Annotated in this window: 16 protein-coding genes (1 of these 16 cut by a window edge); 8 read left to right on the top strand and 8 right to left on the bottom strand. The window is 46.0% G+C overall.

The window, feature by feature from the left end; all coding sequences use genetic code 11:
* Positions 1-778: 778 nt before the first annotated feature.
* From rsmG to rpmH, 7 genes are all read right to left on the bottom strand, one after another.
* Complete coding sequence (gene rsmG, locus L6442_RS32500) at positions 779-1,498, bottom strand: 16S rRNA (guanine(527)-N(7))-methyltransferase RsmG (RefSeq protein ID WP_212980463.1); 720 nt, start codon at positions 1,496-1,498, stop codon at positions 779-781.
* Between the two features lie 3 nt (positions 1,499-1,501).
* Positions 1,502-3,388, bottom strand: a complete 1,887-nt coding sequence (gene mnmG / locus L6442_RS32495) for a tRNA uridine-5-carboxymethylaminomethyl(34) synthesis enzyme MnmG (protein WP_194230888.1) — start codon at positions 3,386-3,388, stop codon at positions 1,502-1,504.
* A 168-nt stretch (positions 3,389-3,556) separates the two neighbouring features.
* Positions 3,557-4,933 carry a tRNA uridine-5-carboxymethylaminomethyl(34) synthesis GTPase MnmE gene (gene mnmE / locus L6442_RS32490; protein WP_194230887.1) on the bottom strand — a complete coding sequence of 459 codons (1,377 nt, stop codon included), beginning with the start codon at positions 4,931-4,933 and terminating at the stop codon, positions 3,557-3,559.
* Positions 4,934-5,139: 206 nt separating this feature from the next.
* The gene (gene jag, locus L6442_RS32485; RefSeq protein ID WP_212980462.1) at positions 5,140-5,850 is read right to left on the bottom strand and encodes an RNA-binding cell elongation regulator Jag/EloR; all 711 of its coding nucleotides are present in this window, start codon (positions 5,848-5,850) and stop codon (positions 5,140-5,142) included.
* The gene (locus L6442_RS32480; RefSeq protein WP_212980461.1) at positions 5,847-6,755 is read right to left on the bottom strand and encodes a YidC/Oxa1 family membrane protein insertase; all 909 of its coding nucleotides are present in this window, start codon (positions 6,753-6,755) and stop codon (positions 5,847-5,849) included. Before L6442_RS32480 ends, jag begins: the two co-directional genes overlap by 4 nt.
* Positions 6,756-6,828: 73 nt before the next feature.
* Positions 6,829-7,179 carry a ribonuclease P protein component gene (gene rnpA / locus L6442_RS32475; protein ID WP_212980460.1) on the bottom strand — a complete coding sequence of 117 codons (351 nt, stop codon included), beginning with the start codon at positions 7,177-7,179 and terminating at the stop codon, positions 6,829-6,831.
* 380 nt (positions 7,180-7,559) lie between these two features.
* Complete coding sequence (rpmH, locus tag L6442_RS32470) at positions 7,560-7,694, bottom strand: 50S ribosomal protein L34 (RefSeq protein WP_068778604.1); 135 nt, start codon at positions 7,692-7,694, stop codon at positions 7,560-7,562.
* A 931-nt stretch (positions 7,695-8,625) separates the two neighbouring features.
* On the opposite strand from rpmH, the gene dnaA reads away from it, so the two are divergent.
* The 6 genes from dnaA to gyrB all read left to right on the top strand — a co-directional run bounded on the left by dnaA (position 8,626) and on the right by gyrB (position 15,189).
* Positions 8,626-9,972: a chromosomal replication initiator protein DnaA gene (gene dnaA / locus L6442_RS32465; protein WP_194230882.1), complete on the top strand. Its 1,347-nt coding sequence runs from the start codon at positions 8,626-8,628 to the stop codon at positions 9,970-9,972.
* A gap of 202 nt (positions 9,973-10,174) precedes the next feature.
* Positions 10,175-11,317 (top strand): DNA polymerase III subunit beta, encoded by a 1,143-nt coding sequence (gene dnaN / locus L6442_RS32460; RefSeq protein ID WP_212980459.1) that lies wholly within the window; start codon positions 10,175-10,177, stop codon positions 11,315-11,317.
* A 37-nt stretch (positions 11,318-11,354) separates the two neighbouring features.
* A complete protein-coding gene (gene yaaA / locus L6442_RS32455) occupies positions 11,355-11,573 on the top strand; it encodes a S4 domain-containing protein YaaA (RefSeq protein ID WP_212980458.1) in 219 nt (72 codons plus the stop codon).
* A 64-nt stretch (positions 11,574-11,637) separates the two neighbouring features.
* Positions 11,638-12,750, top strand: a complete 1,113-nt coding sequence (gene recF / locus L6442_RS32450; RefSeq protein WP_212980457.1) for a DNA replication/repair protein RecF — start codon at positions 11,638-11,640, stop codon at positions 12,748-12,750.
* Between the two features lie 12 nt (positions 12,751-12,762).
* On the top strand, positions 12,763-13,014 hold the full coding sequence (remB, locus tag L6442_RS32445; RefSeq protein WP_194230878.1) for an extracellular matrix regulator RemB: 252 nt from the start codon (positions 12,763-12,765) through the stop codon (positions 13,012-13,014).
* Between the two features lie 261 nt (positions 13,015-13,275).
* Entirely contained in the window at positions 13,276-15,189 is a 1,914-nt protein-coding gene (gyrB, locus tag L6442_RS32440; RefSeq protein WP_194230877.1) for a DNA topoisomerase (ATP-hydrolyzing) subunit B, read from the top strand.
* Between the two features lie 277 nt (positions 15,190-15,466).
* Here gyrB and L6442_RS32435 read toward each other — a convergent pair whose 3' ends face one another.
* Positions 15,467-16,279, bottom strand: a complete 813-nt coding sequence (locus tag L6442_RS32435) for a YheC/YheD family protein (RefSeq protein ID WP_212980456.1) — start codon at positions 16,277-16,279, stop codon at positions 15,467-15,469.
* 478 nt (positions 16,280-16,757) lie between these two features.
* Between L6442_RS32435 and gyrA the strand changes: the two genes are divergently transcribed.
* Together gyrA and L6442_RS32425 are read left to right on the top strand one after the other, a co-directional pair.
* Positions 16,758-19,307 (top strand): DNA gyrase subunit A, encoded by a 2,550-nt coding sequence (gene gyrA / locus L6442_RS32430; RefSeq protein ID WP_212980455.1) that lies wholly within the window; start codon positions 16,758-16,760, stop codon positions 19,305-19,307.
* Positions 19,308-19,650: 343 nt separating this feature from the next.
* Positions 19,651-20,089, top strand: the beginning of a protein-coding gene (locus L6442_RS32425; RefSeq protein ID WP_212980454.1) for an HD-GYP domain-containing protein. Its footprint extends 659 nt past the window's final position; 439 of the gene's 1,098 nt are visible here — the first part of the coding sequence; it begins with the start codon at positions 19,651-19,653; the stop codon falls past the right edge of the window.

Genomic DNA, 20,089 nt, shown 5'->3' with positions numbered 1-20,089 from the left:
ATTCAATCCGTCTTGCAGACCGCCCTTAACATCGACGGATTCTAAAGTGAAACCATCCATTATCGCTGTACAGGTTAATATGTTATAAAACTGATTTTTAGTCACCTGCACTTTGACCATTGCTTGCACAAAAATCAGCATGCGAATATAAATTGAATTAAAGAAAAACCAGTCTTCTTTTAAATAGAATTTTTGAAAGAGATGGAAAATTACACTTCAGTTCAATTTATAAAACGGCATAAAAAATCGTCCTTCAGAGGCAATTTTATTCGTATTGAATCAAGTCATAATACTCTCTCTATTCTACCACTTTTTTTCATATAATCCTATTCTCCAAAGTCCCCTTTTTTTCCTGCCAAACACTATTTTTTTTAAATATGAAAGCTCTCAATCTATTAGAAGTTACAACGTTTGAAGCATGTTTTTATGCTATTGAATTATCTCATTTCCAGTGGTGGCATTAAAAATGGAATTGTGTAGGTTGCAGGATACATTCTCCAATGTTATATAAAGGAAGCTTTAAAAGGTGGGTGAAACATTCGTACTTATGTAACATTCAAGAGTTATACATACTATTTATCTGTAGATTCTTTTCGCGATGTATGGATATGCCCCTAAGTATAAATTTCCGCCCTGGGCAATAAACTATTATTTCATTTGATAGTGGTATCACTATAAGGCTTAGGATAAAAAAAGGGAATGTTTCACGTGAAACATCCCCTTCATTCTATCTTTCAATCTATCATTTCCTCTATGCTGTCCGAGGTCATGAGTTTTATTACAACGGTGTTTTCAGAGCTGTACCCGCTTTGCGCGGATATTTTTTGGGGGTAGCGGCCGTTTTATCGATCACGACGATATGCCGCTCCGAATCCTCCACTGGGAGAGTGAAACGTTCCACCCGTTGAAGTTTTCCTTTGAGCTCCTTCAAACTGTGCGAAGCTTCCTTGATTTCTTCATCCGGACTGCTTCCTTTCATCGCCGCGAATATGCCCCCTACCCTAACATAGGGTAAACAAAATTCATTCAGAACCGCAAGCTTCGCAACAGCTCTGGCTGTAACGAGATCATAATGATCCCGGTGCTCTGGTTTCCGAGCCCAATCCTCGGCCCGCCCATGCAGTAACTGAACATGTTCAAGGCCGGTTTCCTGCACAATATGCTGCAAAAAGTTAATTCGCTTATTAAGCGAATCAATAATGGTTAGCTTTAAATGAGGGAAACAAATTTTAAGCGGAATTCCGGGGAAACCGGCCCCGGAACCGATATCGGCTATCGTCTTGACATTGTTCATATTCACATAAAATGCAAGGGATACCGAATCGTAGAAATGCTTCGTATACACCTGTTCCCGCTCCGTAATTCCTGTTAGGTTCATTTTTTCATTCCATGACACCAGTTCTTTGTAATAGGTTTCGAACTGATCGAGTTGGGATGAATCGATGGTAATGCCTTTCTCATGCAGCCGCTTTGTAAATGATTCTTGTATTTGATCCATCGCTTAACCTCTTGCAGCCGTTACCCGGTTATAGTGTTCCAGGTAAACGAGCAGAATAGAAATATCCGCAGGCGTAACGCCCGAAATACGGGAAGCCTGACCGATGGAAATCGGACGGATACTGGAGAGCTTCTGCCGCGCTTCAATGGCAATGCCTTCAATTTCATTGTAATCAATTGTTTCCGGAATCTTTTTCTTATCCATCTTTTTCAGACGTTCCACATGTGCAAGCTGCTTTTCGATATATCCGGCATATTTGATTTGAATCTCAACCTGCTCTTTCATCTCTTCGGTTAATTCAAATGGAGATGGAGAAATCTCTTCCACATGATCATGGCTTACTTCAGGCCGGCGCAAAATAGTAAGCAAATTGCTTCCATCCTGGATCGGAGCGGAACCCAAACGTTCCAGCAGTTCATTGACATGCGATGGTCCAACTTTCGCTGCCTGCAGTCGTTCAATTTCCCGTTCTACCTTTTCCTTCTTATCCAGGAATTTGGCGAAACGTTCATCGGTAATCAAACCGATTTCATGCCCGACCGGAGTCAAACGGAGATCGGCGTTGTCATGGCGCAGAAGCAGCCGGTATTCGGCACGCGATGTGAGCAAACGATAGGGTTCATTGGTGCCTTTTGTGACCAAATCATCAATCAATACACCGATATACCCTTGGGAACGATCCAAAATAACAGGCTCTTTGCCTTGTACGCGCCGCGCGGCGTTAATTCCCGCCATAATGCCTTGACCGGCGGCTTCCTCATAACCCGAGGTGCCGTTGATTTGTCCGGCCGTAAACAAGCCTTGAATCATTTTTGTTTCAAGTGAAGGCCATAGCTGGGTGGGCACAATCGCATCATATTCGATCGCATATCCGTTACGCATCATTTCCACTTTTTCCAGACCTGGAATGGAGCGGAGCATCGCCAGCTGAACATCCTCAGGCATACTGGTGGAGAGGCCTTGGACATAATATTCAGAAGTGTTTTTGCCTTCCGGTTCGAGGAAAATTTGATGTTTCGGCTTATCGCTAAAACGAACGATTTTATCCTCAATAGACGGGCAATAACGCGGCCCTGTTCCTTCGATAATGCCTGAGAACATTGGCGCACGGTGCAGGTTCGCATTAATGATTTGATGCGTTTCAAGCGACGTATAGGTCAGCCAGCAAGGAAGCTGCTCGTTATCGGAACTTTCTGTCTCATACGAGAAAAACTTCGGTTTTTCATCCCCTGGCTGAATTTCCGTTTTCGAGAAATCGATGGTCGATTTATGAACGCGCGGAGGCGTTCCTGTTTTAAAGCGGACGAGATCAAAACCAAGCTGACGCAGATTTTCAGCCAGTTTGATTGAAGGCTGTTGGTTATTCGGACCACTTTCGTACGTCATCTCACCCATAATGACCTTGCCGCGCAGATAAGTGCCTGTTGTTAGCACGATCGACTTGCCGCGGTATGCCGTTCCGGTTTTGGTGATCACACCAACACATGCACCGTCTTCTACAATCAACTCTTCCACCATACCTTGGCGCATGGTCAAGTTAGGTTCCTTCTCCATCGTTTCTTTCATTGTATGCTGGTACAAAAATTTATCGGCTTGGGCGCGCAATGCATGCACGGCCGGCCCTTTTCCTGTGTTCAGCATGCGCATTTGAATAAAAGTTTTATCGATGTTGCGTCCCATTTCGCCGCCCAATGCGTCGATTTCACGAACGACATGGCCTTTGGCCGGTCCTCCAATCGAGGGATTACATGGCATAAAAGCGACCATATCCAAATTGATCGTTATCATCAATGTGCTGCAGCCCATCCGGGCTGCGGCGAGGGCAGCTTCACAACCGGCATGACCCGCACCGATGATAATGACATCATAGCTGCCGCCATCGTAACTCATAATATAACCTCCTTTAATTTTAAAAAAATAAATTTCTATATAAGCGACCTGGCTTAATACTCAGGTTAGAAGATAAAACTAATACTACCGAAACTATTCAAAAGGAATTCTGGATGGTATGCCTCATAATCAAGCATCAATGATTTAACCGGCTCTATAAGATATTCCTTATTTGCCTAAGCAGAACTGCGAGAAAATTTGATCCAACAGCGAGTCAGACGCCGTATCGCCAACGATCTCGCCGAGCTGCTCCCATGCCAAACGAACATCAATCTGGATCATATCGATCGGAATGAATTGTTCGGCAGCTTCATAAGCATCCTGCAGCGATTTATTCGCTTTTTTCAACAAGGCGATATGACGCACGTTGCTGACATACGTAAGATCGCCTGTTTCAATGCTGCCGCTGAAAAAGAGCTCCGATATCGCTTTTTCCAGCGCATCGATCCCTTCCTGTGTTTTTACGGACATCGGCACGATCAAATCTTCCGCATAATAACGGGCAAGGATATCCTTATCCAGTTGTTGAGGTAAATCCATTTTATTCATAATAACAATGGATTGTCTACCGCGGATTTGTTCCATTAATTCCAATTCATCCTCATGCAGCGGCTCGCTGCCATTCAGCACAAGCAAAATCAAATCGGCCTCTGTCACGGCATGTTTGGAACGTTCCACCCCAATCTGCTCCACGACGTCCATCGTTTCGCGTATACCGGCGGTATCCAGCAGCTTCAAAGGAATATTATTAATCGTAACAAACTCTTCAATCACATCACGTGTCGTTCCCGGAATATCCGTAACAATCGCACGGTTCGTGTGGGCCAAAGCGTTCAGCAGCGAAGACTTGCCTACATTAGGCCGTCCGACAATAGCCGTCGTTATCCCCTCACGCAAAATTTTTCCTTGTTCCGCTGTTTTCAGCAATTTGGCAATGCCATGCATAACTTCCTTGCTTTTTTCTTTAATAAACTCGGCTGTGAGGGATTCTACATCATGTTCAGGATAATCGATATTGACCTCGATATGAGCCATGGTCTCCACCAGCGTATGGCGAAGCTGTCTGATTTGCTCGGACAAACTTCCTTCCACCTGTTTGAGTGCCACGGAGAATGCCCGATCCGATTTGGACCTGATCAAATCGATCACAGCTTCAGCTTGCGACAAATCGATGCGACCATTCAAAAAAGCCCTTTTAGTAAATTCCCCTGGTTCGGCCAGACGGATATTTTGCTGCAGCAGCAAGTCCATCACTCTTTTTACGGATATGACGCCGCCATGCGTGCTGATCTCCACCACATCCTCTGTCGTAAAAGAACGCGGAGCCCGCATGACCGTAACCAAAACCTCCTCCACGCGCTCGTTACTGTCCGGATCAACAATATGACCATAATGAACGGTATGCGTCGCTGCATCGGCCAGCTTGGTTTTACTATGAAAAACACCATCCACCTCGGCAATGGAATCAGGTCCGCTTACGCGTATAACCGCAATCCCCGCTTCCCCTACTGCCGTTGAGATAGCTGCAATTGTATCACTAAGCAACTTTACTCACCTCTTCTTCATGCTTTCTTCTTCCGTTGCCCCCATCTCTATCTTATCCAACCCGGGAAAGACCAAGACTTGGGATGCAGCTCCATATCTACGAAAAAAGCAATGACTTCATCAGCTGCGAGAGCTAAATAAAGTCATTGCACATCATCTTAAGGATCATTATTAATCCACAGGACGCTGCCAGATTCTTATCTCATCTACTTTAATGTAATGACAATACGGCGGTTAGGCTCTTCGCCTTTACTGTACGTCTTTACCTGCGGATGATCCTGCAGTCTGGAGTGGATGACCTTCCGCTCCTGTGGGGACATCGGCTCGAGCACAACTTCCTTGCGGGACCGGATTACGCGCCCGGCAAGGCGATCCGCCAAATCTTCCAACGTTTTTTTGCGTCGCTCACGAAAATTTTCAGCATCAAGTACGATGCGGATGAAGCTATCCGAATAGCGATTGGCTACGATATTAGCTAAATATTGCAAGGCGTCAAGGGTTTGCCCCCTTCTGCCGATAATCAGGCCCAAATCGGGTCCGAAAATATGAAGTGTTGTAACATCCTTGGCATGCTGCACGTCTACGGTGACTTCCAATCCCATGCTATTGCCGACATCCTTGATGAATTTTACGGCTTCCTCATAAGGATCCAGCCCAGGTTGTATCTCTTCGGCCTCCGGCAGTACCGGATCTAAAGGCAATGTTGATGCCGTCTTGACTTGGATTGGCTTAGGATCTGGCTCAGGCAGCAATGTCAGCTCGACCTTCGCTTCCTTGACGCCAATCAGTCCCAGGAATCCTTTTGACGGCTGTGATATGATATTGACCGAAACGCGGTCCTGGCTTACACCAAGCTGGGCCAACCCTTTTTTTACAGCTTCTTCAATGGTTTTTCCTGAAGCGACGACTTTGCTCATTTAGTTTTTTTGGCCTCCTTTTTACCTTTTCCCGCATTGGCCTTATTGTTTTTGCCGCCTTTGTTGCTTTGGCCGCCGTTATTTTTGCCGCCTTTGGCATTGCCGTCACCGGCCGTGGACACGGCCGCAACATTAGCGGTGGAGTTGTTGTTGCGGTACAGGAAATAGTTCTGCACGATCGTGTACAGATTACTCAAGAACCAATACAGCGGCAGTGCGGACGGGAACTGATAGGACATGAAGAAGATCAGCACCGGATACACAAACATCATAAACTGCATGGCGCCCTGCTGCGGGCTTGGGTTCATCTTCATCATCATACGTGTTTGCAGGAATGTCGTCGCTGCAGCCAGCAGAGGAAGAATAAACGTATGATCCGGCTTACCAAGCTGGAGCCACAGGAAAGAATGTTCATACAAATACTTATTGTGAATAATCGAATTATAGAGAGCGATAAAAACAGGCATCTGCACAATTAGCGGCAGACATCCTGCCATCGGATTAACCTTGTTTTCCTGGAACAAGCGCATCGTTTCCTGCTGCTGCTTCTCGGGGTTATCCTTGTATTTTTGCTTGATTTTTGCGAGCTCAGGCTGAATCGCCTGCATCGCTTTGGAGCTTCGAACCTGTTTGATGGACAGTGGCAAAATAAGCGTACGTACAATAATCACCATCACAAGGACGGCCAATCCATATGCACCATTAAACCAATGTGCGAACGTATCTAGTGCAAGCGAGAAATAATAAACGACGTTTCTCTGCCAGAAACTGCCGCTGCTTTTCATATCCTCGGTCGTATACGTTACCGAATTCGAACCACATGCTGTTAACACCATTACAGCAAGCAGCATTACAGCAATGAGGAGGATCCACTTCCTGCCTCGTCTCGTCTTGAATAGCGACACTTCATAACCCCTCTCTGACTACTGGCGTTCAACGTAAATCATACCATAATTAATAGGACAAAGAAACCAACTTTCAAAGCCCCGGCGGCCGCAGCAGCGATGCTTTACGGAGCACATGAAGAATGCTCTTTTCCAAGTCCTTGTATGGCATATCGAGCGCGCCTTTGCGGACGATAAACACAAGGTCCACGTGCTCGATCAGCTTGTCCTCATGATGCCGGACAATTTCTTTGACGAGTCGGCGCATTCGGTTGCGAACAACAGCATTCCCTACTTTTTTGCTGACGGAAATTCCTACTCGAAACTTTTCTACATCTTTTTTACGAAACCAGTACACGACGAACTGATGGTTCGCGAAAGACTTCCCATGACGATATACGCGACTGAAGTCAGCGCGGTTTCGTAATCGCAAACTTTTTTGCAACCCTATCCCCTGCCTGCTCCTCCGCTCGGTAATACCAAGCGGTCATTTCTTGACAAATTCGCAAGAGTCAAAATATGATTAAGACTCTTATCATCAGCATCCTCTAAATGATCATTTGGGTAAAGCGGGCAATTTTAGAGTAGCACTGCAACCGTTTCCCACCTGAGATAAAGGACGTTAAAAATTTTTGCTTCATATATATAAGGGAAATGCATCAACATTATTGTCAATCCCGCTTCATCATAAACCGACAGGCATGCATTCGTCCCTCTTTTTACATCATTCAAAGTACGATCCGGGGGTCATCCCCCTCTTATTTCACGCGACTCCATCCAAATTGAAGAAAAAAAGACCACCGCAGTGGTCTTCATGCACGAAATTTACGCACTCAATACTTTTCTGCCCTTCTGGCGACGAGCAGCCAGCACTTTACGGCCGTTTTTCGTGCTCATTCTTTTCCGGAAACCATGAACCTTTTTGCGTTTGCTCACATTTGGTTTAAATGTCGGTCTCATGTATTGCGCACCCCCTTACAGGATTTCATAACCTTTATGGTTAATTCATTTTCATCTACACAGAAAATGCCTTTATACATTTAACCATGTCAATGCCCAAAAGTCAACTAAACCCTTCCTCTATTTCGCATTGAAATCGCTGCCGCCAAAGCCTGCTTCCTTCCTCTTTTTTGTTCCGAATCCCTGCCCTCTTTATTCCAAACCCGAAACCTCGAATTTCTAAGAACGCCGCAGCAGCATTTTCCCCTCTATATAAGTCGAACTAATGATTGAACGGATAAATACGCCTCCGAAGCAGCTTTTTTTTTCAAAAGCCCTCAGCTTCGCAAGAAATCATTTCTCCTAAGTTCGATATTCTAAAACGCTCCTTCTTTAAAATCTTGCCCCCTCTTGCTTATTCCTTATTCTTTTCTTAATTCAACGTATATAGATTTTGCGATCCAGGGGACCAGCTGACTTTTCCACAGCCTTTCACTCTCATCTAATGTAAAAATCCACAATAGCTACTTATCCACTTGTTCACAAAAACTGCCGTACATCTCTTTTTTCCGGCATAAGCTGTGCACAACTATTTTTCCGTTTTTGGAAATGCTGTCGAAACTTAAACAAATTATAAACAATATATAGTGTTGTGAGTATTAATTATACACAACTTATTGAATTTGTGGATAAATTGGCCGCATACATTGATAAAAAGGGATTCTTTTGCTATGATTATATTACTTTTGGTTGTGAATATGTGTCTTCACCCATAAAATTATCAACAAGCTGTGGATAAACTTGTGAACAATTTTAATTTATCCACTTTTTTTTATTTTCTAAAACGGTGAAACTGGGGATAAAATACTTCAGATTTCATTTTTTTTCGACAATTCCACTCAAGTAGCGGAGGCCAAGGCCGCATTTGGAAGATTTAAAGGAGTGACAGTCTGTGGACAGCCATACTTCCGAATTATGGCAGGAAATCCTATCTATTATTCATACCAAACTTAGCAAGCCAAGCTTCGACACCTGGTTTAAAGCAACGAAAGCGATCCAAATGAGTGACCACTCCGTTGTCATTTCCGCGCCTACGACCTTTGCTGTTGAATGGTTGGAAAGCCGCTATACCAAGCTTGTCAGCTCGACAATTTATGAAGTGCTTGGCAAACAGGTTGACGTGAAATTCGTCATCGAAGAGAACAAGCCGGCAGATGTCGTTCCCCAGCAGCCCACTCCAATGCCTCAGGTGACCCAAGAAGAAGCATTCAACCATATGCTGAATCCGAAATACACCTTTGATACTTTCGTTATTGGATCCGGGAACCGGTTCGCCCATGCGGCTTCGCTCGCCGTAGCAGAGGCGCCGGCCAAAGCTTATAACCCTTTGTTTTTATACGGAGGGGTAGGACTGGGAAAAACGCATCTGATGCATGCCATCGGCCACTATATTCTGGAGCACAACCCTGCAAGCCGCGTCGTATACATTTCTTCCGAGAAATTCACGAATGAATTCATCAACTCCATCCGGGACAACCGGGCGGAAAGCTTTCGCAACAAATACCGCAACGTGGATATACTGCTGATCGACGATATTCAATTCCTGGCTGGGAAAGAATCGACTCAGGAGGAATTTTTCCATACATTCAACGCGCTGCATGAGGAACAGAAGCAAATCATTATCTCCAGCGACCGGCCCCCCAAGGAAATTCCGACGCTTGAAGACCGGCTAAGATCCCGCTTCGAATGGGGGCTCATCACCGATATTCAACCGCCGGATCTGGAAACGCGGATCGCCATTTTACGCAAAAAAGCGAAGGCCGAAAATCTCGACATCCCGAACGAAGCGATGATGTATATCGCCAATCAGATCGACACCAACATTCGCGAGCTCGAGGGTGCGCTTATTCGCGTCGTCGCCTATTCGTCGCTTACCAATCAAGATGTGACAACGCATCTGGCTGCCGAAGCGCTGAAGGATATCATTCCTTCGAGCAGACCTAAAATGATCACCATCCAAGACATTCAGCAAAAGGTCGGGGAGTACTACAATTTGAAGCTGGAGGATTTCAAAGCGCGCAAACGGACGAAAGCCGTCGCTTTTCCCCGGCAAATTGCCATGTATCTTTCACGCGAGTTGACTGATTTTTCGCTGCCCAAAATCGGGGAAGCTTTTGGCGGACGAGACCATACCACCGTCATTCATGCCCATGAGAAAATCTCCCAGTCGCTGCAAAATGACCAGGAGCTTTACAAAGTAATCAATAACATTACAGAAAAAATAAAAAATCCAACCTGAACAAGTTCAAAGCCTATGCACAATCTATACACATGTGGATAGGCTTAATTTGTTGAGGCTTCCAGGGCTTATCCACATATTCAGGGCCCCTACTGCTACTGCTATTAAAGAATTTTAAAAAATATATTCATATAAAGAGGCATACCTGCGAGTCTAAGGCATACTCGCTTGCCTGCCCGAATTTCCTGCTAGGAGTGAAAAGATGAAAATCAACATTCTTAAAAATGTTCTTAACGAATCCATTCAGCATGTATCCAAAGCGATTTCCAGCCGTACTACCATCCCGATCTTGGGAGGTATCAAACTTGATGTTACGCACCAAGGCGTTACATTAACGGCCAGTGACACTGACATCTCCATCCAATCGTTTATTCCAATTGAAGACGGAGACCGTACGATCGTGCAGGTGGAGCAAACCGGCAGCGTCGTACTGCCAGCCAAGTTTTTCGTGGAAATTATCAAAAAGCTCCCTTCCCAAGAAGTTCAAATGGAGGTTAAAGACCAGTTTCAGACCTTCATCTCATCCGGAGCGACGGAAATCCAAATGGTGGGCCTTGATCCCGAAGAATTCCCTGTACTGCCGGCCATTGAAGGCAACCAAACCATTTCCCTTCCTGGAGTACTGCTGAAAAATATGATCCGCCAGACGGTATTTGCCATTTCTACGCATGAAACGACCCCTATTTTGACGGGCGTGTTGTGGAATTTGGAAAATAATCAATTGAAATTTACAGCAACGGACCGCCACCGTCTTGCGACACGTTCCGCGAAGCTGGATGGCACGGATGATGTCAAGTTCAGCAATGTCGTTATTGCAGGTAAAACGCTAAACGAGCTGAGCAAAATCGTTCCCGACCAAAATGCGCTTGTGGATATTGTCGTAGCGGACAACCAGGTGTTGTTCAAACTGGATCGTGTATTGTTCTATTCCCGTATTCTGGATGGGGTATATCCGGATACTTCTAGAATTATTCCGACAACCTACAAAACAGAACTAATTTTGGACACAAAAAAATTCAGCGAATCGATCGACCGCGCTTATTTGCTGTCCCGTGAGGAAAGAACGAATATCGTGCGTTTGCAGACGATGGAAAACGGCGGGATTGAAATCTCCTCCAGCTCATCCGAACTGGGTAAAGTGCGTGAAGAACTCGACGTCATTGATTTTAAAGGGGAACCTCTGCGTATTTCCTTTAACTCCAAATATATGCTGGATGTGCTGAAAATCGTGGAAAGCGAACAGCTGATGATCGCCTTTACCGGCATGATGAGCCCAATTATCCTCAAGCCGATGGATGACAGCCAAAGTTCGTACGTCATTCTTCCATACCGGACGACCAACTAGAAGCTTCCCGAACTTATACACAGGAAGGGAGTAAACGATGAAAGAAATAGTTATCCACAGTGAATATATTAAACTTGACCAGTTTTTAAAATTGGCTGACTGCGTATCCACAGGCGGAATGGCAAAGGCGCTGCTGGCGGAAGGCCAGGTGCTTGTGAACGGAGAGCCCGAAGAACGCCGGGGGCGTAAGCTTTATCCCGGAGACCGGATCAATGTGGAGGACTGCGGCGAATTTACCGTCATCAAGCAGTCCTGAAATTCGCTCCTCGCTAAACTGCGGCTTACATTGACGACAGGCGGGAGATGAGGAGGAAGCAAAGGTGTTTGTTAAAAGCATCAGCCTGCGGCATTATCGCAACTATGAAGAGCTGCAGCTCGATTCTTTCGGCGATGTCAATCTGCTGATCGGGCAAAACGCCCAGGGAAAAACCAATCTGCTGGAGGCAATTTTTGTCCTCGCATTGACCAAAAGTCATCGGACCTCCAGGGACCGCGAACTGATCTCCTTTCAGGATAAAAGCGCGCATTTGTCGGCTGTCGTGGAGAAGAAATACGGACCGCTGACGCTCGACCTGAATTTATCGCCTCAAGGAAAAAGGGCTAAAATCAACGGCCTCGAACAGCGGAAGCTGAGCGATTTTATCGGATCGCTTAATGTCGTTATGTTCGCGCCAGAGGATTTGGAAATTGTGAAGGGAACGCCTGGCGTGCGCCGGCGTTTTCTTGACATGGAAATCGGCCAGGTTCAGCCTGGATACTTGTATCATCTGCAGCAATACCAAAAGGTGCTGAATCAGCGCAATAATTTGCTGAAGCAGTTATGGGGCAAGGATAAACCTGCGCAGGGGCTATTGGAAATATGGGATCAGCAGTTGGCGGAGCATGGTGTTAAAATTATTAAAAAGAGGAAACAATTCATAATAAAACTGCAAAGCTGGGCCGAAACGATCCACCACGGCATTACAAACGGCAGCGAAGACCTGAAACTTGTCTATCTCCCATCGTTTGGTGAAGAGGCGGAGGAAGATGAAGCTTATCTTTTTGAACAATTTATGTTAAAATTATCACAACTGAAAGATCAGGAGCTTCGGCGCGGTATGACTCTTGCCGGGCCTCATCGTGATGATTTTGCCTTTTACATCAACGGCAAGGAAGTGCATACCTATGGATCTCAGGGGCAGCAGCGCACGACGGCGTTGTCACTGAAACTGGCGGAAATTGAACTCATTCGGGAAGAGATTGGGGAGTATCCCATCCTGCTTCTGGATGATGTATTGTCCGAACTGGATCCTTACCGCCAGACACAACTGATTGAGACCTTTCAGAGCAAGGTACAAACCTTTATTACGGCGACGGGAATCGAGAGCCTGAATGCGGATAAACTGAAAAAGGCCAGCATTTACCACGTCCAGGGCGGGCAGGTTGGCTCTTAAGGAGTTGGGACTATGTATATTCATCTGGGCGGTGAAAGAATTATCCGCTCCTCGGAATTGGTCGCTATTTTTGACGTATCGATTGAAAAATCATCGAAGATATCCAAGCAATTTGTCAGCCACGCTTGCCAACAAAAAAACGTGGAATATATCGGCGAAGAAGAACCGAAGTCGATCGTCGTTACGAAAAGTACGGTGTATTATTCCCCGATTTCCTCATCCACACTCAAAAAACGGGCGAAGGTATTCGTAGCCAACGCTTGATATATATAAACGTCTATCGACGGCTGGTAGAGAGGCTCCGGATGCTGACGGAAGTTCTTTCTGCTGTATCAGGAGTCATTTCCCTTGAGTTTACTTTCTGGTATCGTAAGATAAAGTAAACCGACGTTCGTATGGCGTAATGAAGGCCGCACCTTTGCGGACTTTTCTTTTGAAGATAGCAAGAAAGAATGTTCAGTTTTGCAAAATAAACCGCAGTGATTCGTAACAGGGATATAGAATTTATAGAAGTAGGTGACAGGCATGTCTATGAATCAACCGCAATATGATGAGAATTCGATTCAGGTTCTGGAGGGTCTGGAAGCCGTCCGCAAACGTCCTGGTATGTATATCGGATCCACAAGCGCCAAAGGCCTTCATCATTTGGTATGGGAAGTCGTTGACAACAGTATCGACGAAGCCATGGCCGGCATATGCGATCATATCGAGGTCATCGTTCACAAGGATAACAGCATTACAGTTGTCGATAACGGGCGGGGCATTCCGGTCGGAGAACATCCCAAAATGAAAAAATCCACGCTTGAAGTTGTCATGACTGTCCTGCACGCAGGTGGTAAATTTGGAGGCGGCGGATACAAGGTTTCCGGCGGTCTGCACGGCGTGGGCGTGTCCGTTGTTAATGCGCTGTCGGCCAAGGTGGTCGTGCAGGTTAGACTTGACGGCCATATCTACCAGCAGGAGTACCATCGCGGCGTTCCGCAATATGATATCAAAATTGTCGGTGACTCCGACGACCACGGTACAACGGTAACGTTCCTGCCTGATCCGGAAATTTTCACCGAGACGACCGAATATGACTATAATACGCTGCTTACCCGGATCAGGGAGCTGGCTTTCCTGAACAAAGGGATTGCCCTGACTCTAACGGATGAACGGACAGGAGCATCCAACTACTTCAAATACGAGGGCGGCATTATTGAATACGTCAAGTATTTGAACGAGAAGAAAGAACCTCTTCATGAGCAGCCGATTTACGTTGAAGGTTCGCGCGACATGATTCAGGTGGAAATTGCCCTGCAATATAACGACAGCTATACCGAGAATATTTATTCTTTTGCCAATAATATCAATACGCATGAGGGCGGCACGCATGAATCCGGCTTCAAGAGCGCATTGACGAGGATTATTAACGACTACGCCCGCAAGAGCGGTATGATCAAAGACAGCAACGGAAACCTGACAGGTGATGATGTCCGTGAAGGATTGACGGCGATTATTTCCGTTAAAATTCCGGAGCCACAGTTCGAAGGCCAGACCAAAACGAAACTGGGCAACAGCGAAGTCCGCGGGATTGTGGAATCTCTCTTCTCCGAGAAGTTGCAGGAATTCCTGGGCGAAAATCCGGCTGTATCCAAGCGGGTACTCGAAAAAGCTCTGCAGGCAAGCCGTGCGCGTGAAGCCGCACGCAAAGCCCGTGAGCTGACACGTCGTAAAAGTGCGCTTGAGATCAGCGCCCTGCCGGGTAAGCTGGCAGACTGCTCTTCTAAAGACGCATCCATCTGCGAGCTTTACATCGTCGAAGGCGACTCTGCGGGTGGTTCGGCGAAGCAAGGTCGGGATCGTCATTTTCAGGCGATTCTGCCGATCCGCGGTAAAATTTTGAACGTAGAAAAAGCCAGACTGGACCGCATTTTGTCCAATATGGAAATCCGGGCCATGGTTACGGCGATGGGAACGGGGATTGGTGACGAAGACTTCGACATTAGCAAGGCCCGTTACCATAAACTCATTATTATGACGGATGCCGACGTCGATGGCGCGCATATCCGGACACTGCTCTTGACGTTCTTCTACCGGTATATGCGGCAGCTGCTTGAAGCGGGTTATGTGTACATCGCGCAGCCGCCACTGTTCAAAGTCGAACGCAACAAAACGATTCGTTACGCAAACTCCGAGAAGGAACGCGATGAAATCATCGCCGAGTTTGGGGAAAATGCGAAATATACGATCCAGCGTTACAAAGGTCTGGGCGAGATGAACCCTGAACAGCTTTGGGAAACGACCATGGATCCCGAAAGCCGTACCATGCTGCAGGTGACCATCGAAGATGCAATGCAGGCGGATATGTTGTTCGATACTTTGATGGGGGACAATGTTGAACCTCGTCGTGATTTCATCCATGAACATGCCAAACATGTTAAGAATCTGGATATTTAAACAAAGCGGGAAGGTGTCCAATAGCAGGCACCTTCTTTTTTTAAGATATAAGAAAGTATAAACTTCGGAGATCTCGCATCCTTATATCGCAAGAAAAATTACCGCTAAACGCGGTCTGTCTTCTATGAGAGTACGTCGATAGACGTTTTTCTTAAGATATAAGAAAGTATAAACTTCGGAGATCTCACATCCTTATATCGCAAGAAAAATTACCGCTAAACGCGGTCTGTCTTCTATGAGAGTACGTCGATAGACGTTTTTCTTACGATTATAGAATTTAAGCTTTGGATTTCCTTTTGCCTTTGGTAGAAGCGGAGAGCCGCCCATAGGCGATGGCATAACGTTCGATCCGCTGGTATACGTCTTTATTTTTAATAAACTTTTTGAAAGGAAAAAGAGCAGGGAGAGTGTTCACTTCCAATATCCATGGGTACAAATCCTGATCGATCGCGACATCCAGTCCAATTTCCTTCAATCGGGGATAGGTTTTTTGCAGTTGTCTGGCCGTATCCTCGCCAAGCGTATAAAGCTGTTTTTCGAGCGCACTGATTTTTCGCTGGGAGGCATGTTCGCTGAGCACCTCATTCAGCATTTTGACCGTACCGCCGCTATGGTAGTTGGTAATGATTTTATTGCGGCCAGCCACCCTGGCGACAACTCCAGTCGACTCCCAGGTTCCACTGGGGGTTCTTTGCGTTAAAATCCTTAAATCAAACGGGCGGTTGTCATAATTTAGCTTGAAAATGCCCTTTTGTATGAGATAGGGTTTATCTTCAATACGGTGCATGATGGCGAGGTGCAGATGGTTTAGGGAATCAAAGGATTCGCTGAGGGTTCCGTACTGCAATCTGTAATGTTCAACGGGTTCATTGACCTCGGATATCAATACATTCAGACGTTCAACACACATAACGCCGTTACCGTAAGTACCGGTATCGGGTTTAATATATACAAGCATGTTGTCCCTCAGCATATCGCTCAGCGTTTCCAGTGAATATTTTAAAGTCGTGGGGATAAAGTGCATGATCTGTTTGTTGCGTAAAAGGACCTTGGTTTTAGCCCATTTGCTTGAAACACGCTGTATGGACAAGTTATCACATCCTTTCTTTAAAAGGAGTATACCGAAGGGGCTGCTGGGCAGCCTGAAAGGTTGGTCATAGGTTGGGTAATGCACAAAACATAGGACAAGGAGCTGAATGAATGGTATAATGTGAAGATATGTGATATTTGAATATGGGGCTTGTGAAGAACCTCCTTTTGCCTATCAGTATATGTTCACTGAGCAAAGAGGGGAGGGCGAATCCCCAATTCAAGGGCAAGTTTGGGCGATGATTGACCGAAAGAAAAAGGCTAAACGTTTAATTGTGCTATTTTTGTGAAAGTAATATAATAAAGATTAGCGGTTTTATCATATTTTTAGCTCATGGACGGTGCTGCTTTTCTTCCGCGAAGTCGGTGAATTGCGGCTTGCCGTTTTATGCCCGTATGGGACTAAGATTCATTTATCTTTAGTCCCCTTTTAGATAGATTGAGTATGTTGTTTGTGAGGGAAATGGAGGAGGTCCACCATGGCGGAAGAAAAAAATCCCCAGATTAAGGCGCGGGACATTGGTGTGGAAATGCGCGAATCCTTTATGGATTATGCGATGAGCATCATTGTAAGCCGGGCTTTGCCGGATGTGCGGGATGGACTCAAGCCGGTTCACCGGCGTGTGCTCTATGCGATGTCTGAGCTTGGCTTGTCACCGGATAAGCCGTTTAAAAAATCGGCGAGAATCGTTGGTGAAGTCATCGGTAAGTACCATCCACACGGTGATGCGCCTGCTTATGAAACGATGGTTCGTATGGCCCAGGATTTTTCGATGCGTTACATGCTTGTTGAAGGCCACGGTAACTTCGGCTCCATTGACGGCGATGCACCGGCAGCTATGCGTTATACCGAAGCGCGTCTCTCGAAGATTGCCCAGGAAATGCTGCGCGATATCAACAAAGAAACCATTGATTTTACGGAAAACTATGACGGCGAAGAACTGGAGCCGGTTGTGCTTCCTGCACGGTACCCTAACCTTTTGGTCAACGGTGTATCCGGTATTGCTGTCGGGATGGCAACCAATATTCCACCTCATAATCTGGGAGAAGTCATTGACGGAGTACTTGCCCTGATCAAAGATCCGGATCTGACCTCGCTGGATTTGATGGAATATATTAAGGGCCCGGACTTTCCGACAAGTGGTTATATACTCGGACGCCAAGGCATCCGCCAGGCATACGAGACCGGACGTGGGTCCGTGACGATGCGGGCCAAAGCTGAAATTGAGGATAATAACGGCAAGGCACGCATCGTTGTAACTGAGCTTCCGTACCAGGTCAACAAAGCGCGTTTGGTTGAAAAAATCGCTGAACTGGTGCGTGAGAAAAGAATTGACGGCATTACCGACCTGCGTGATGAATCGGACCGTACCGGTATGCGCATTGTGGTTGAACTGCGCCGCGATGTCAATCCAAGCGTCATGCTGAACAATTTGTACAAACATACGGCCATGCAGTCCACTTTTGGAATCAACATGCTGGCGATTGTGAAAAATGAACCAAAAGTTCTGAGCTTGCGGGATGTATTGGGCTACTACCTGGAGCATCAGATTGAAGTCATCCGCCGGCGTACGGAATATGATCTGAAAAAAGCTGAAGCCCGCGCCCATATTCTCGAAGGCTTGCGCGTAGCTCTGGATCATCTGGATGAAGTTATTTCGATTATCCGTTCTTCCCGGACGACTGATATTGCTCGCGAGCGTTTGATCGAGCGCTTCGGACTCAGCAATGAGCAGACCCAAGCGATTCTCGAAATGCGTTTGCAGCGCCTGACCGGACTCGAACGCGAGAAGATCGAAAGTGAATATGAGGAAGTAATGGCTAAAATTCTGGAATATAGGGAAATTTTGGCTAATGAGCATCTGGTGTTGGAAATCATCAGCAACGAGCTGCTCGAAATCAAGGAACGTTATGCCGACGAACGCCGTACTGAAATTACGATCGGTGAAGAAAGCATTTTGGACGAAGACCTGATTCCGCGTGAGGAAGTAGTTGTCACCATTACGCATACAGGTTATGTCAAACGCCTGCCGGCTAACACCTATCGCAGCCAAAAACGCGGTGGACGCGGGGTTGTAGGGATGGATACCAAGGATGAGGACTTTGTTGAGCATCTGTTTGTAACCAACTCTCACCACTATCTGATGTTCTTTACCGATCGAGGTAAGGTATATCGGCTCAAGGCATATGAGATCCCTGAACTCAGCCGGACTGCCCGCGGAACGGCGATCATCAACCTGATTCAAATCGAACAAGGGGAGACGATCAACGCCGTTATCCCTGTAGAGGAATTCGAAGCGGATAAATATCTGTTCTTTGTTACACGGAGCGGGATCGTCAAAAAGACGCCGCTTGAGGATTACGTTAACATCCGCAAGGGCGGTTTGATTGCTATTAATCTCCGTGAAGATGATGCGCTAATTGAAGTGAAGCTGACAGACGGGCAGCAAGAGCTAATTATGGGTACGGCTCAAGGTATGTCGATCCGCTTCTCCGAAAATGATGTGCGTTCTATGGGCCGAAGCGCGACCGGTGTCAAAGGAATTACGCTTGATGATGGCGATCAGGTCATCGGAATGGATGTCGTTGACAAAGATTTGGATGCTTTGATCGTTACGGCCAAGGGTTACGGTAAACGGACGCCTCTTAGCGATTATCGTTCCCAAACCCGCGGTGGTAAAGGCATTAAAACGCTGAATGTGACCGAGAAAAATGGTCCTGTCGTCGGTTTGAAGGTAGTAAGACCGGATGAAGACCTTATGATTATTACATCCAGCGGTACCTTGATCCGTACAAGCATTGAGGGAATATCCATTATGGGCCGTTATACGCAAGGCGTAAAACTGATCAATATCCGCGACGATGATTCTGTTGCTACCGTCTGCCGCGCGGATAAGAGCGAAGAGCCTGATGAAGGGGAAGAAGGAGCCGAGATTGAAGAGAATGGCTTAACACCTTCAACAGATGAAAATGAGCCTGCAGAGCATGTAGATGAAGGCGGCAATGACGGAAATTCCGAAGACGAATAAGAAATAGATCCTAAAGGGCATAGCTTTTGAATATTCAAGAGCTGTGCTCTTTTTTTAGCAGTATAGAATTTATAAGTTTTTTTGGGGGTCCCCGCAAAGTATTTGGAATAAGCATCGAAGCATAGGCTCCACTTTGTGGGGTTATTTTATAGATAAAGAAGTATGATCCTAGGCCCACCCCGATTTAGTAAGTGAAACTACTGTTAAAAGCGTTCCGTTTATATAGAGAGTACATCGATCGAAATTTTTCTTCCGTACTAATGTGGATAAGGTCTACTATAAGTAATATAATGGAGTAAATTGCCATTATTCATAAGTGGAACTAAGCGAGGGAATCATTGTTATGGCCAGTATATCGATTGTAGAATTGAAACCGGGTGTTAAGCTGTCAAAAGAAGTGTATACTCCGCTGGGAGGCATGTTATTCCGCAAAGGTACAGTTTTGCTTCCGCGGGAACTGGATATTTTGCGTGCCTTTATGGTGCAATATGTCGAGGTGGATACGGGGGAAGTCGAATCTAAAAGAACCGCCAAACCGGCTGTCGATAAAAGCTCGTTAAGCGAACAATCATTGTCTGATGAAGCGGGAGCAAACAAATATTCTACTTTTCATGAAGAGTATGATAAATTGATTTCGTTTGTCAAAAGCGCATATCAATCGGCTCTGGCCGCCGAATTGCCAATCTACGAGCTCCGGAATCAGCTAGAAGCGACAATTGGCCAAATCAAGGATTACAATCCATTGACATTCGCACCTAGATCAATGAATAAATATGATTACA

Source organism: Paenibacillus azoreducens (genome assembly GCF_021654775.1).
Classification (GTDB): Bacteria; Bacillota; Bacilli; order Paenibacillales; family Paenibacillaceae; genus Paenibacillus_AQ; species Paenibacillus_AQ azoreducens.
This window is presented reverse-complemented; position numbering and strand designations above follow the sequence as displayed.

What these genes read in the sequence shown, in the direction of transcription:
- rpmH (WP_068778604.1), bottom strand. Translation starts at nt 7,694, where the DNA reads ATGAGACCGACATTTAAACCAAATGTGAGCAAACGCAAAAAGGTTCAT.
- mnmG (WP_194230888.1), bottom strand. Translation starts at nt 3,388, where the DNA reads ATGAGTTACGATGGCGGCAGCTATGATGTCATTATCATCGGTGCGGGT.
- gyrA (WP_212980455.1), top strand. Translation starts at nt 16,758, where the DNA reads ATGGCGGAAGAAAAAAATCCCCAGATTAAGGCGCGGGACATTGGTGTG.
- gyrB (WP_194230877.1), top strand. Translation starts at nt 13,276, where the DNA reads ATGTCTATGAATCAACCGCAATATGATGAGAATTCGATTCAGGTTCTG.
- yaaA (WP_212980458.1), top strand. Translation starts at nt 11,355, where the DNA reads ATGAAAGAAATAGTTATCCACAGTGAATATATTAAACTTGACCAGTTT.
- rsmG (WP_212980463.1), bottom strand. Translation starts at nt 1,498, where the DNA reads ATGGATCAAATACAAGAATCATTTACAAAGCGGCTGCATGAGAAAGGC.
- dnaN (WP_212980459.1), top strand. Translation starts at nt 10,175, where the DNA reads ATGAAAATCAACATTCTTAAAAATGTTCTTAACGAATCCATTCAGCAT.
- remB (WP_194230878.1), top strand. Translation starts at nt 12,763, where the DNA reads ATGTATATTCATCTGGGCGGTGAAAGAATTATCCGCTCCTCGGAATTG.
- jag (WP_212980462.1), bottom strand. Translation starts at nt 5,850, where the DNA reads ATGAGCAAAGTCGTCGCTTCAGGAAAAACCATTGAAGAAGCTGTAAAA.